Source organism: Rivularia sp. UHCC 0363, assembly GCF_034931125.1.
Classification (GTDB): domain Bacteria; phylum Cyanobacteriota; class Cyanobacteriia; order Cyanobacteriales; family Nostocaceae; genus Rivularia.
Map to the genome: position 1 here is coordinate 209841 of NZ_JAYGHM010000003.1, position 13481 is coordinate 223321.

The 13481-nt window shown below is 38.4% G+C and carries 14 protein-coding genes and 1 other RNA gene; 12 read left to right on the forward strand and 3 right to left on the reverse strand.

The features are described 5' to 3' along the window. Nucleotides 1–909 precede the first annotated feature (909 nt). From VB797_RS03210 to VB797_RS03240, 7 genes are all read left to right on the forward strand, one after another. Nucleotides 910–1176 carry a YciI family protein gene (locus VB797_RS03210; protein ID WP_323236175.1) on the forward strand — a complete coding sequence of 89 codons (267 nt, stop codon included), beginning with the start codon at nt 910–912 and terminating at the stop codon, nt 1174–1176. A gap of 58 nt (nt 1177–1234) precedes the next feature. After that, nucleotides 1235–1331: signal recognition particle sRNA small type (ffs, locus tag VB797_RS03215), an RNA gene on the forward strand. 26 nt (nt 1332–1357) lie between these two features. Further along, nucleotides 1358–1738 carry a phasin family protein gene (locus tag VB797_RS03220; protein ID WP_323236176.1) on the forward strand — a complete coding sequence of 127 codons (381 nt, stop codon included), beginning with the start codon at nt 1358–1360 and terminating at the stop codon, nt 1736–1738. A 193-nt stretch (nt 1739–1931) separates the two neighbouring features. Next, nucleotides 1932–2330 carry a hypothetical protein gene (locus VB797_RS03225; RefSeq protein ID WP_323236177.1) on the forward strand — a complete coding sequence of 133 codons (399 nt, stop codon included), beginning with the start codon at nt 1932–1934 and terminating at the stop codon, nt 2328–2330. A gap of 94 nt (nt 2331–2424) precedes the next feature. Then, nucleotides 2425–2811, forward strand: a complete 387-nt coding sequence (gene queF / locus VB797_RS03230) for a preQ(1) synthase (RefSeq protein WP_323236178.1) — start codon at nt 2425–2427, stop codon at nt 2809–2811. A 224-nt stretch (nt 2812–3035) separates the two neighbouring features. Next, nucleotides 3036–3338 carry a DUF1778 domain-containing protein gene (locus VB797_RS03235; RefSeq protein ID WP_323236179.1) on the forward strand — a complete coding sequence of 101 codons (303 nt, stop codon included), beginning with the start codon at nt 3036–3038 and terminating at the stop codon, nt 3336–3338. Then, complete coding sequence (locus tag VB797_RS03240; RefSeq protein WP_323236180.1) at nt 3322–4551, forward strand: GNAT family N-acetyltransferase; 1230 nt, start codon at nt 3322–3324, stop codon at nt 4549–4551. The genes VB797_RS03235 and VB797_RS03240 overlap by 17 nt, the downstream gene beginning before the upstream one ends. A 41-nt stretch (nt 4552–4592) precedes the next feature. On the opposite strand, the gene VB797_RS03245 is transcribed toward VB797_RS03240, so the two are convergent. The 3 genes from VB797_RS03245 to VB797_RS03255 form a co-directional block, all read right to left on the reverse strand. Beyond that, complete coding sequence (locus VB797_RS03245; protein ID WP_323236181.1) at nt 4593–5165, reverse strand: Uma2 family endonuclease; 573 nt, start codon at nt 5163–5165, stop codon at nt 4593–4595. A 41-nt stretch (nt 5166–5206) separates the two neighbouring features. Further along, the gene (locus VB797_RS03250) at nt 5207–6607 is read right to left on the reverse strand and encodes a cytochrome c biogenesis protein (RefSeq protein WP_323236182.1); all 1401 of its coding nucleotides are present in this window, start codon (nt 6605–6607) and stop codon (nt 5207–5209) included. A gap of 283 nt (nt 6608–6890) precedes the next feature. Then, on the reverse strand, nt 6891–7619 hold the full coding sequence (locus tag VB797_RS03255; RefSeq protein ID WP_323236183.1) for a cytochrome c biogenesis protein CcdA: 729 nt from the start codon (nt 7617–7619) through the stop codon (nt 6891–6893). A 271-nt stretch (nt 7620–7890) separates the two neighbouring features. Between VB797_RS03255 and VB797_RS03260 the strand changes: the two genes are divergently transcribed. The 5 genes from VB797_RS03260 (at nt 7891) to VB797_RS03280 (ending at nt 13296) form a co-directional block, all read left to right on the forward strand. Next, nucleotides 7891–8148 carry a hypothetical protein gene (locus VB797_RS03260; protein WP_323236184.1) on the forward strand — a complete coding sequence of 86 codons (258 nt, stop codon included), beginning with the start codon at nt 7891–7893 and terminating at the stop codon, nt 8146–8148. Between the two features lie 529 nt (nt 8149–8677). After that, nucleotides 8678–9862 carry an NAD(P)H-quinone oxidoreductase subunit H gene (locus VB797_RS03265; protein ID WP_323236185.1) on the forward strand — a complete coding sequence of 395 codons (1185 nt, stop codon included), beginning with the start codon at nt 8678–8680 and terminating at the stop codon, nt 9860–9862. A gap of 343 nt (nt 9863–10205) precedes the next feature. Next, the gene (locus tag VB797_RS03270; RefSeq protein WP_323236186.1) at nt 10206–10760 is read left to right on the forward strand and encodes a hypothetical protein; all 555 of its coding nucleotides are present in this window, start codon (nt 10206–10208) and stop codon (nt 10758–10760) included. A gap of 216 nt (nt 10761–10976) precedes the next feature. Next, nucleotides 10977–12131 (forward strand): class I SAM-dependent methyltransferase, encoded by a 1155-nt coding sequence (locus VB797_RS03275; RefSeq protein WP_323236187.1) that lies wholly within the window; start codon nt 10977–10979, stop codon nt 12129–12131. Nucleotides 12132–12420: 289 nt separating this feature from the next. Beyond that, nucleotides 12421–13296, forward strand: coding sequence for an NAD(P)-dependent oxidoreductase (locus VB797_RS03280; RefSeq protein WP_323236188.1), 876 nt, complete (start codon nt 12421–12423; stop codon nt 13294–13296). Nucleotides 13297–13481: the final 185 nt, after the last annotated feature.

The following is a 13481-nucleotide window of genomic DNA, read 5'->3' on the forward strand; positions in this document are numbered from 1 at the left end:
AATATCTAAGGTTGGTGCTAACACCCGAACAATAAATTGTAGGTTGGGTTAGACGCATCTGTGATATAGGTTTTTAACGCCAAATCTATATAGCGTCGTAACCCAACATCTTTTCTTATAAGTAGATTGGGATTGAAAATTGTAATGCCCGACAAGGGAGTAGGAGTAAGGCTTTTAATCCAATTTACATTTTGTTACATAGTTCGGTGATGTTGGGTTACGACATCAGAAGAATCTTAATTCATGCAACCTGTTTTAATAATTTAACTGACATTATGCATAAATTTAAAAAATGAAAATATGTCCAGACAGATTGTACATATTTTTTTATCATACATGAAAACATTACTTTTTACACACTTGAAAATACGTTGCCTTAATGAGATGATTCTCGTTAATAATGATAATCACAGCAATAAGACCATCTTTTCTATATTTTTATAACAATTTACCCCGTAAATTGTGTATTTGGATGTCGAAGCATTGCGGTTGGTTAAGAGATTCACGAATTTGATACTAATATTAAACTAAAAAATAAGTATTTTGACTTAAAGGAAGTTATTTGTGAGATATTTATAGAGTGCACTAGCTGCTGAAATTTTTACGACATCCTGCCGATATTAGGTTAAGTCGGATTTGTTGAATTAAAGATAAGGTCGATTCGTAGTAATATCCCAAAAATAAAAGTATTTAATATCGCTAAAAAAAACATAAACCCGTATTTTCATTGAGAAAAACTCGACATTATATAATTTGCTTTTGTAAAAATTGCAGCAGCCGCTTTGATCGCGGTTGATGTTTTATATCAATTTAAACGGTACAGAAGAACAAATAATCTTAATAGCAAAGACTAAACTAAGGTGAATCCCTCGATAATTGAGGATACATCACACAAGGAATTAGAAGTAAATGCCGTGGTTTGTGAAGATAGAAGAAGGTAAAGTGGATAAATCGATTTTTGATAAATATGTTCCCGCTCACAAAGCTTATGTGGAAGAGTTAAAAGAGAAAGGACATCAAGCAAAAACGGGTTATTGGGCGCAATTCGGTGGTGGGATGTTGCTCTTTCAAGCCGCTTCGATGGATGAAGCAGAAGCGATTGTAGCCAGCGATCCTTTGGTTGAAAATAATTGTGTTACCTATAAGTTGTATGAATGGCGGCTTATAGTTGAATAGCTAAAAAACTCAAATTGCTCGTTACACATTTAAATAAATTAATGCTATGCTATTTATGGACTCGGACCTATGCAACTGCAACGCCCAAATCTTGTCAGGACCGGAAGGTAGCAGCAATACGGGATGCTTACAGTAGGCGTAGTCTCCGGGTCTGCCCTGTTTTTAGGAGTATCCCCGCGTAATGCCTGGTTTTGGAGATATTGTCAAAAAAGCTTTTTACCTTGGTGTTGGGTTAGCTTCTTATGCTAGCGAAAGAGCAGGTGGAACTTTATCCGAATTGCGATCGCAAGTCCAAAAACTGGCAGATGAAATGGTTGCAAAGGGTGAAATGACAACAGATGAAGCCCGTCGGTTTGTGGAAGATATGATGAATCAAGCCCAATCCGAAGCAAATAGCCCCAGCGGTGAAGCCACAACTCGCACGGAACCCCGTCGGATAAACATCATAGACGATGATGAGGAACCAACACCCAAAGATTCTCCACCTGAAGATGTTGATAAATTGCGCGACCAAGTTGTACGGATGCAGGAGGAACTGCGTCGGTTACAGCGCGATAAATAGTCAATAGATATTACAACATAATTCTTATAAAATATCTCTTGGGGTGAACATGATAGTATTTGAAACCATTTAGCATCAAGTATTGACTAAAATGCGTGCTGTAGAGCTAAGTTGTTGCGAATTTTTATTGCCACCCTCCAGTTAAAGCATTGAAATAAATGTCCTATGATTGAGAAAGTGAGGACTATTTTTTATGGATGAGTGGCAAAAAGATTTTTCGGACGCAGTAAAATCAGTATCGGATGAAGTGGAACGCTTCTTTATCGGAATGACAGAAGTTGTAGATACTTTTATAGAAATGACTGAAGAACTTAGCGAACAAGTTCAAAGCACGTTACTATCCGAAGTTGACCAGTATTTGCAAGATTTAGCAGAACCATTTTTGGAAGTTTACTGGGATTTTGAGGATGTTTTAGGAGATGATTTGAATGGTCATTTTCCTTACCCCGTCGAACCGACAGCGCAAAAAAACCCTGCTTGCATGGGTTGTCGTAATTATCATGGACAAGTTTACAGCGGTAATTTGTTAGTTTGCGGGATGCATCCTCATGGATGGGAAGATGAAAGCTGTCCTGATTGGGAAGAGGAGTAATCAGTTAGGAGTTAGGAGTTAGGAGTTAGGAGTTATTTGATTTCAGATTTTCTCCCTAATCTCTATTTAAGTTATTAATTATTGTTGATTATAAATGGCTGAGATAAATACAGAAGTTAAGTATGGCGAGCGCGAGATTACAGAAGGAAACCTGATTACTTTTCCGAATCCGCGTATAGGAAGAAAATATAATATCAATATTACGTTGCCGGAATTTACCTGTAAATGTCCGTTTTCTGGCTATCCCGACTTTGCCACGATTTATGTAACTTATGTACCTGATGAGAAGGTTGTTGAGTTGAAGGCAATCAAGCTTTACATTAATAGCTATAGGGATAGATATATTTCCCACGAAGAATCAGCCAATCAAATTTTAGATGATATCGTTGCAGCTTGCGACCCTTTAGAAATTACTGTCAAAGCTGACTTTACACCACGGGGTAATGTACATACCGTTATTGAAGTTTCTCATCAGAAGTGATTGGATTGAAATTCTAATTTTTTTAATTTCACCTTAAACGTCTCCTCCTCGTATTTAACGCTGTATAGAGAATTATTCAGTAAAACAGATGCGATCGTGCTGAATAACTTTCTGCTGACAAAATAAGAACAGCATTCCCTATCTATTGCCAAAATACAAACAATATAGACTAATACGGCATTTTGCCGTATACAATAGTAAGGTTTCTACTGTTTACATATTCTATGAGTAGCACTAACGTTCCAAAAACGACGGCTCGCTTAGAAGCTCGTGTTAATCCAGAAATAAAAGCTCTATGGCAAAAAGCCGCAGATTTACAGGGAGTAACTTTAACAGATTTTGTTATTGCTAGCGTTCAAACTGCTGCTTGTAAAGTTATCGAACAGCAACAAACATTAAAGCTAACTACAGAAGATGCAGAAGCTTTCATTGAGGCAATTTTAAACCCACCCCAGCCTTCAGATGCTTTGAAAGAAGCAACTTTACGTTACCAGCAAGTAATGAAGAATAATGCCATTAACGATTGAGTTGCTCGATAAAAAGAAGCATAACCGTTCAACATTTGTTTGTGGAAACGAAAGTTTGGATAATTATATACAAAAACAGGCATCCCAAGAACTTAAGAAAAAGGTTTCTACTGTTTTTGTGCTAATTGATTCTCCAAATAACGATATTATTGCTTACTATACACTTTCCTCGTATACAGTAGATATCGCTAGTTTAAATGAAGACTTTGCAAAAACTGTACCTCGCTATCCACTACTACCTGCAACTTTACTAGGTCGTCTTGCCGTTACTAAAGCATATCAGGGTAAAGGTATAGGCGAATTAATTTTGGTTGACGCTTTACAAAGAGTATTAGAAGCTACCACACAGATTGCATCTTTAGCCGTAGTAGTAGAAGCAATAGATGAAAATGCCGTTAGCTTTTACCAGAGATATGGTTTTCGGCAGTTCAAACAGTATCCCTTAAAACTTTATTTACCCACAAAATTAATTGTTGCAAATTTTTTAAAAACTTGTAACCGTACTGCTGGTTGTTTGGATATAGAGATTGACACAGCTTTTCATAAAGCTGATACACAGCAACACTTTCGTTCTTTAAAAACTCTTGTCAACCATATAAAAAAGCCAAAGGAGATTTTTGATCGCATTATCGAAATGATTCCCGAATCAGATCCAAAGTGGACAGAAGCATTATTTAAAACGACTGAATATCAATTACTGACATTATCAAATTACATCACACTTTTGGATAAAATCCCCGATGTTACCGATAACAACGGCGAAACAATAAAAGTTGGTACTCTTGTAGCTGTTAATTGTAAGGATGAACAAGATAGGGCTTACGAACATTATGGTGTTGTTATTCCCAGTCAGCAAGGTTTTAGAGTAGCTCACTTCTTTACGGGAGCAACAGTAAAAGCTCAAAATTCTCTTGTAGAAAAGGGATTTGGTTACGTTCATGAAGTAAACTACTCTGTAGACTGGATTGTCAAAGAATATTTACCCGATCATATTTCCTTTAATCAAGTCGAGCAACGTATTCAAGAATCGCGATCGCAGGAAACAAGAGTTTGGAATAAATTAAGGTATAACTGCCAACATTGGGCTACACATATGTTTGACAATAATCCAAGATGTCCTGATTTGGATAAGATAAAAGACGAAAGGAAGAAAGAGAAAGAAAAAACAGGAGTATATAGGTTTAAGGGTTCCGAATTAGAAACTCAAAATTAATTCAGAATTAACTAATTAGCAAAAAACAAATTGCCGAACATTTATTTAGAAAAATTCAACCAACTAAATACATCTTCAACAGTCAGTTGCCAATCTTTCAAAACATTTAACACGGGTAGAATATCTTGTTTTTCTTTAACTTCCGGTAATTGATTTGGTTGAAAAACTGTAATTGATTCATCCTCAGCATCAACAAAATAGCCTAATTTAGTCCCATTTTTTATGCAAAATGTAATTTTACGAATCACCTTGCTCGCAGATTGTTTTGGGGAGAGAATTTCAATTACCCAATCGGGAGCTATTTCAAATTTATTAGCAATCTGATTATTTTCATCTAGAGGAATTCTTTGCCATTCAAACACAGCTATATCTGGAACAATCGATTTCCCAGCAAAAGTACAGCGTAACTCACTCAGTGCTAATGCTAATTTTTGAGGTTCTCCTGCTTGATTGATCTTAGTAGATAAACAAGTTTGTAATCTGCTATGTTTTCCCTGTGGCATAGGTTTTTGGTAGATTCTCCCATCAATATATTCACTTGCTGGTTTTGTTTCTGGTAATTGTAAAAACTCTTCTAGGGTGAGTACTGATGTTGGCTGAATAGATAATGCCATAAGCTATAGTTCCAAAAAAAATAGTTTACTAATCCCCAAATCTACAAACTCGAAACCAAAGACTTGGTAGCTTCACCCTTCGATTGAGATACTTGCTCAAAAACCTCGATCATTTCCCCTTCAAAAGCCACTTGAGCGCGATTGGTTTTACCACCAATATACAAGTTACCTTCTTGCTGCAATACCCATACTTGGGAGTGAGAAAAGTAACTCATTACCACAGCCATCATTAATAAAGCAAAACCAGCGTAAACTACTGGTATACCTGGGTCAGCTTTAATTTGTAAGCCAGTAGAACCAACTACTTCCAAAATTTTCAAGGTAACGCCGTTTACTTCCGCCGACATTCCTTCACGTACAGTATTTATTAACTTACCTTGAGTATCGTAAATTAATACGGTTCCCTGTAAATCTTTAGCTAGTAAGGAAACTCCTTCACTCAAATCTGGCTTAGTCGGAATCCAAGTTCCCCAAAGTCTTCCTTTCCCTCCCGTATCAAGCTGAGCCATCGGAAGTTTAAAAATCGGACTTTTGTTGACTCGAACCTTTACCGCTGCAATTCCCCAATCGGTTTGATAAAGGGTAACTCCTTTGTGTCGTAAGGGATGGTTAACGTAAATCGTGTCTTTGTCTACTTCTTTGCCTTCTCGATCTAATACCGACATATCCGAATAAAATTGGTCGATACCACCGCTTGATGTATAGTCAATCCAGAAGCGATTTACTTTCACAGACCAATCTTTCGTCACTTGTGGTGCTGCCCAAGGTCCTGCATCTATGATATTTTTAATTTGGAATGTTTCACCGCTAGCAACCATTTCTTGAGCCATGAATCCCGTCATTGCACCCAAAATTGAGCCAAGTAGAATAACTACGATACCGATGTGAACTATTATCGGACCAATTCTACCGATGATTCCCTTACGAGCGTAAAGTTTGTTTGCATCTTGTTGAAATACTTTGTAGCGGCGCTTTTGCAGAATTTCGGTAAGATTTTGAATAGAGGTAAAATTGTCTTTATCTACATCAAATTCCGCACTCAACGCTAACTTTTGAAACTTTTGAGGTTTGTCGTAGAATTTCCACCGACGTGCAGCTTTGAGCGCTGGAAGTTGTCGGGTAAAAGTACAAGCGATTAAACTAGTGCCGAAAAATATTAGTAAAGCTAGAAACCACCAGGTACGGTAAACGTGGTCTAAACCCAGAATTATCACCACTTTCCAGGTCAAAAAGCCGAATAAAGCCGGATTCTCGGGGTAATTTTCTTGATAGAAAGCGATAGATTGTCCTTGTTCAATCACCGTACCAGTGATGCTGAAGATGGCGATCGCTAACAGCAGAATTATTGCTAACCTTAAATCTGTAAGTACTGGTAGAAACTCTTTGCGGATAAAGTTTGTAAATGCTGTTAACGGTGTTTGTGAAGATTCTTCTAAAGTCATTTAATTTTGGATTTTGAATTTTAGATTTTGGATTAACTTTATATCTAAGAGGATAAAATAATTTATTAGTAGGGTGTGTTACGACTTTTTGAGATTCGATAGGAAAAAGAACAGGTGAAAATTTGCCGTAATGCACCAACAACCCTTGGTGCGTTAGATGTATTAAGATTATATGTTTTAACAGAATATAGTCGTGCATCTAAGACACCCTACAAGAACTTTATTTTTTATTTATGAACAATTGTGATTTCGCATTATTTGAGACATAGCAGTGCGTAGCTTTCTACAAGGGAATCCGAGAAATCAATGAAAATACGCCAAATCCAACTAATAACGCTCCACTAACGGGATTAACCCAACCAGAAAAGCGACGTATTTCGATTATCTTTTTAATTGAAGCAGTAAAAGTACCTGCCAAAATCAACGGTGTAACATAACCTGCGGTATAGGATAGCAGCAAAGCCGCACCTAATACTAAATCTTTAGTAGTGGCAACCCATCCCAGTAAACTTGCTAAAACCGGGGTACTGCAAGGAGAAGCTACCAAACCAAAACTTAAACCTATACAATATGCTCTCACGCTGTGGGGTAATTCTTGAGAAATCCATTCGGTACCACCCCAAGAAGGAAGCTGTAATGGTAAAGCTTCGAGTAGATTTAATCCCATCAAAATTGCAATGATGCTGACAATAATCGGTAAACCGATACCAATTTGACCGTAGACTTTTCCTACCGTTGCTGCTATAATACCAAGCCCTGCCAAAGTAGTTGCCAATCCCAAAGCAAACCAAGTCGATTGTATGACTGCGCTTAAGCGACTTTTCGTTTCATAACCGCCGATATAACCAATAGTAATAGGCAGCATCGAAAGCATACAGGGAGTGAGGCTAGTAAGTAACCCAGCCAGAAAAATGATGCCGATACTTAGTAAACTGAGGTGAGTTAATTGGTTAGAAACCAGCGTATTCGCGAATTGTTCTAGTTGGTAAAGTTGAGTTTGCAGGTCCAGCATGAGGTAGATAAAACAGGGAATGCTTGCGCTGCTCGAATTTTAACGCAACGGCGAATCAGTTACCAGTTAACTCGTTCCGAGTCTGTGGGATACACAAAGAACGTAGTGGTCTATTTACGCACACGCTCGTTACAACCAGCGAGCTAAAAGCAACCAGCGAGCTAAAAGCAACCAGCGAGCTAAAAGCAACCAGCGAGCGGGACGCTCGCACTACGCAAACCCCTCATAACTTATGTGGCCAAGTGGTAAGTAGTCCACCACATTAATTTTGATGGATAACGCGCTCGTAGTGCGAGCTTCTAGCTCGCTCGTGACCAATAGCTTAGTGCGACGCTGCGCGAATCTGCTGTCTTCCGCACACGCTCGTTACAACCAGCTGGCTAAAAGCAACCAGCGAGCTAAAAGCAACCAGCGAGCTAAAAGCAACCAGCTGGCTAAAAGCAACCAGCGAGCTAAAAGCAACCAGCTGGCTAAAAGCAACCAGCGAGCGGGACGCTCGCACTACGAATTTATTACTCATCAGAACTAATGAAATGGACTACTAAGCTGATGTGCAGCTAAATTGTATAAAACGAAAATATCAAATTTTTGTAGTGCGGGCATCTTGCCCGCTAGTCAAATACAAATTAAATGCGTAACAGCTTAGTATTACTCCACCATATTAATTTTGAGGGGCAATTGGAAATATCTAAAATCCTCTTCTCCCCCTGCTTCCTCCGCTCCCTCTGCCTGTCCTCACCCCGCATAATTAATGTGGTCTAGTAGTAGTTTTGTATTAACTGTACCTTGACTTGTCGGCTGAATAGCTGCATCCTCAAAAAACCATACAGCAAGTAATTCACATACTTTTTTCTCAATCAGCAGCTAATTTTCAGACTTTTGCAACATAATAATGTACTTTACCTTTCTTCATCCTTCATAATAAAAGAAATGGCTGATTATTTATCTTCACCCTCCCAATCGCGAGCATAAACAAATATTTGGCTAAAGATTCGACTAAATATTTAAACTAGGGGTGAATGCAAAAAAAAAGTTTATATGGGGAGAATTACTGATTCATGGCATTAATGGAAACTCGCACCGAACCGATGGTGCTGAACATGGGACCGCACCATCCTTCGATGCACGGGGTTTTACGTCTAATCATGACCTTGGACGGGGAAGACGTAGTTGATTGCGAACCTGTTATCGGCTACCTGCACCGGGGAATGGAAAAAATCGCCGAGAATCGTACTAATATCATGTACGTTCCCTACGTGAGTCGATGGGATTACGCAGCGGGAATGTTCAACGAAGCCGTTACTGTGAACGCACCGGAAAAGTTAGCGGATATCGAAGTTCCTAAACGCGCTAGCTACATCCGCGTCATCATGCTGGAATTGAACCGCATTGCCAACCACTTATTATGGTGGGGCCCATTCATGGCTGATGTCGGCGCACAAACTCCCTTTTTCTACCAGTTTCGCGAACGTGAGATGATTTACGATTTATGGGAAGCCGCTACAGGTTATCGCATGGTCAACAACAACTACTTCCGCATCGGTGGTGTAGCGGTTGATTTACCCTACGGTTGGGTAGATAAATGTATGGAATTTTGCGAATACTTTTTACCCAAAGTAGACGAATACGAGCGTTTAGTTACCAACAACCCCATTTTCCGCCGTCGTGTAGAAGGAATTGGCGTAATTACTCGCGAACAAGCGATAAATTGGGGACTATCAGGTCCGATGTTACGCGCTTCTGGGGTCAAATGGGACTTACGCAAAGTTGACCACTACGAATGTTACGACGACTTCGACTGGGATGTGCAGTGGGAAACCGCTGGAGACTGTTTCGCCCGCTATGTGGTAAGAATGGCGGAAATGCGCGAATCGGTCAAAATCCTCAAGCAAGCTCTTAAAGGACTTCCTGGTGGACCTTACGAAAACCTGGAAGCCAAGCGAATGCAGGAAGGTAAAAAGTCCAAGTGGAACGACTTTGAATATCAATATATTGCGAAAAAAGTTGCTCCTACCTTTAAGATTCCTCAAGGTGAAATCTATTCCCGTGTGGAAAGCGGTAAAGGTGAATTAGGAATTTACTTAGTTGGTGATAATAACGTCTTCCCTTGGCGTTGGAAAATTCGTCCAGCAGACTTCAATAATCTACAAATTTTACCCGAATTATTGAAAGGTGTAAAAGTCGCCGATATCGTGGTGATATTGGGTAGTATTGACGTAATTATGGGTTCCGTTGACAGATAAACTTAATTTTAGATTTTGGATTTTGACTTGTGTATAACAGTTCAAAATTTAAAATCTTTTTTTGATTTTCTTAAGGAATCGGCATTAGGTGTTGAGAAATGAGGGAGAGGGGGTAGTGGAAGTAAATAATTATTAATTCCTAACCTTTGACGGATAAACTCAATTTTAGATTTTGGATTTTGGATTGTGTATAACAGTTCAAAATTTAAAATCTTTTTTTAATTTTCTTAGGGAATCGGCATTAGGTGTTAAGAAATGAGGGAGAGGGGGTAGAGGAAGCAAATAATTATTAATTCCTAACCTTTAACCTTTAACCTTTAACCTTTGACCTTTAACCTCAATTATGTCGTTATCTCTAATTATATTTTTACTTTTTTTTCCTGCTTGTCTGGGAATATTAGGACAAGTTATTTGGAATACGGAATTAACCTATCAGTTCTTAGCTGTGGGAATATTTTTATTTTCTATAGAACAAGCTAATATGGCAAATCAAGATTTACAACTTGTTGCGAATGCCAAAGCTTTAGTTAAAGATGTTCGTTTAGATATTTTTCAAAAGATTACTATTATCACAATTATTATAGAATTGTTCGGATTTTATTTATCTTCAATAGATTTAGGATGGGGTTCTATTATTATTTTAAGCAGCTTAATTTGGTTTAATTTATTTGCTAACATAAAAATTGATCGGGCAAAAAGTATAATTCAAACTTGGAATGTTCGCGAACGTTTACCAGTTTTGATTGCTGATGTAGTTGGATTGATTTTAACTAGTCTGTGGATGCTAAAAATTGCCGATTATTGGATATCTTGGGGACTTTTTACAATGGCTATAGTTTACTGTAATATTAAATTGTTTTTATTTTTTAAATCTTTTAATTATGCTGGAGAAATATAATAATTTATTATAAAAAGCTGAAAAACTCGTTCCCAGACAGAACCTTGTAACGAGAAATCATGAGAAATAATATAACAGGAATGGCCGCAATTGTTACAAGACCGAGGGAACGGTGCGTGACACAAAACCATTATATTGCGTTAGAAATCAAGCGAAGTGTCACAGCACCCTAGGACCAAAATATGCCAGTTGCGTAAGTCCTATATAATTAAAAATATGGAATCCAACCCCGAACTAACCCAAGAAATCACTAACCGTATCGTCGCAAGTCCTCAGCAGCGGGTCACTTTCGCCGAATATATGGACTTAGCGCTATATCACCCAGAATACGGTTATTATTCCCAACACGCGGAAAAATTAGGGAAAGAAGGCGATTTTTTCACCTCCGTACATCTTGGCGCTGATTTTGGTGAAATGTTGGCAATTCAATTTATGCAAATGTGGGAAATATTGGGAAAACCAGTACCGTTTTCATTAATAGAAATGGGTGCGGGACAAGGGCATTTAGCCGCAGATATTCTTAACTATATTAAACAAAAATATCCCGATTTTTTCAAAGCATTAAAATATGCAATTGTGGAAAAATCACCTGGTTTAAAAGAGCTTCAACAGCAGCGATTAAAACCTTTTAAAATTAGCTGGTGCGAATTAGAAGAAATCCCAAATGATTCTGTCACCGGATGCTTTTTCTCCAATGAATTAGTAGACGCTTTCCCCGTTCATCAATTTATCTTAGAAAACGGAGAATTTCGGGAAATTTATGTGACAAGGGGACAAGGGGAGTTATTTACGGAGATTACAGACAAACCTTCCACAGAGGAACTTATAAACTATTTAAAATTGTTAGAAATTGACATTGATAAATATCCTGATGGATATCGTAGTGAAATTAATTTAGCCGCTTTGGAATGGTTAGGTGTAGTAGAAAACCGTTTGCAGCGCGGCTATGTGTTAACAATTGATTATGGCTATACTCAAAACCGTTACTATAATCCCAGACGCGATCGCGGAACTTTACAGTGCTACAGTCAACACCATCGTCATAACAACCCGTATATTAACATTGGGCTACAAGATATTACCGCCCACGTTGATTTTACAGCTTTAGAAAAAAATGGCGATCGCCGTGGTTTCCACAAAGTGGGTTTAACCCAACAAGGATTGTTTCTGATGGCTTTGGGATTAGGTGAACGTGTAGCGACTCTATCGGAGTCAAAACAACCTTTATCTACTTTACTCCAGCGGCGCGACTCACTACACCAACTCTTAGATCCATTAGGACTTGGTGGTTTCCACGTTTTAGTTCAAGCTAAAGGATTAAACTCAGCAGAAATATCTCAACCGCTTCAAGGTTTTATTCAACCACAATAAGCCTGAGTAAGTGTAAATCTAAAAAAATAAAAAATTATTCATCTTATAAACGCGATCGCTGTTTTACTATGGCAGTAATTGCAGTGGTATAAAAACAAAAAAAGGTAATAATTATGTCTACTCACGACTTATTAATGTTAATTGGATTACTGACTCCCGGAATTTTACTTTCAGTAATAATAATGGTGACATTCGCCGCAGGGGGTTAACAATGTAGAGACGTAGCATTGCTACGTCTCTGATTGAGCATTGCTATTTTTAAAACATATATATAAGAAGGAATTAAAACATGAAGGTCGCATTTCTGGGTACTGGATTAATGGGACAACCAATGGCACAAAGGTTGTTAGAAAAAGATGTGGAGTTAATTGCTTACAATCGTACCCCAGAAAAGTTAGAACATTTGAAAGCAGCAGGTGCGGAAATTGCCGAACATCCCCATCAAGCAATTGCAGCTGCGGATTATGTAATCCTCATGCTTACTAACACAGCAGCTATTTATACCGTCTTACTTTCCGATATGTCTTCCCGAAGCGTTTCAGGAAAACAAGTTATTCAAATGGGGACAATTACTCCTACAGAAAGTAGAGAAATTAGAGATGCAGTAGTTGCTGCTGGTGGAGACTATATCGAAGCACCAGTACTTGGCAGCATCCCCGAAGCTAAAGATGGTAAACTAATTGTCATGGTGGGCGCACAAAAGGATCAATACAAACACAGCTTGGAATTATTGAAGCATTTTGGTCCCGAACCCATATTAGTAGGCTCCGTAGGCAGTGCAGCGGCATTAAAACTAGCCCTAAATCAATTAATTGCATCCTTAACTTCTGCCTTTGGTCTTAGTCTTGCATTTATCCAAACTCAGGGTCTAAATCCCGACGTTTTTATGAAGATTTTGCGTGAAAGTGCGGTTTACGCGCCCACGTTTGATAAAAAATTACAGCGCATGGTAGACGGAAATTACACCAATCCCAACTTCCCCCTGAAGCACTTAGTTAAAGACACAGACTACTTTATTGAAGAAGCCAAAGAAGCCGGTTTAAACGTCAGCAGCATTCAAGGTGTGCAAAAAGTTCTCGATATGGCGATGAAAATGGCAATGCAAAACCAAGATTACTCATCGTTATTTGCAGCCATTAAAGCTGGAGAACATGGAGAAGGATAAATGGGGATTGGGTGATGGGGTGATGGGGGGACAAGTTCGTAGGTTGGGTTGAGGAACGTTCACCGCTAGGTGTGCCGGAGGCACAACCCAACATAATCTAGAAAACTAAACTAAATAATTCAATTAAAATAAACACTCAACAAAACAACGCGCTTCATTCAAAAATGTATGTTGGGTAATTTGAT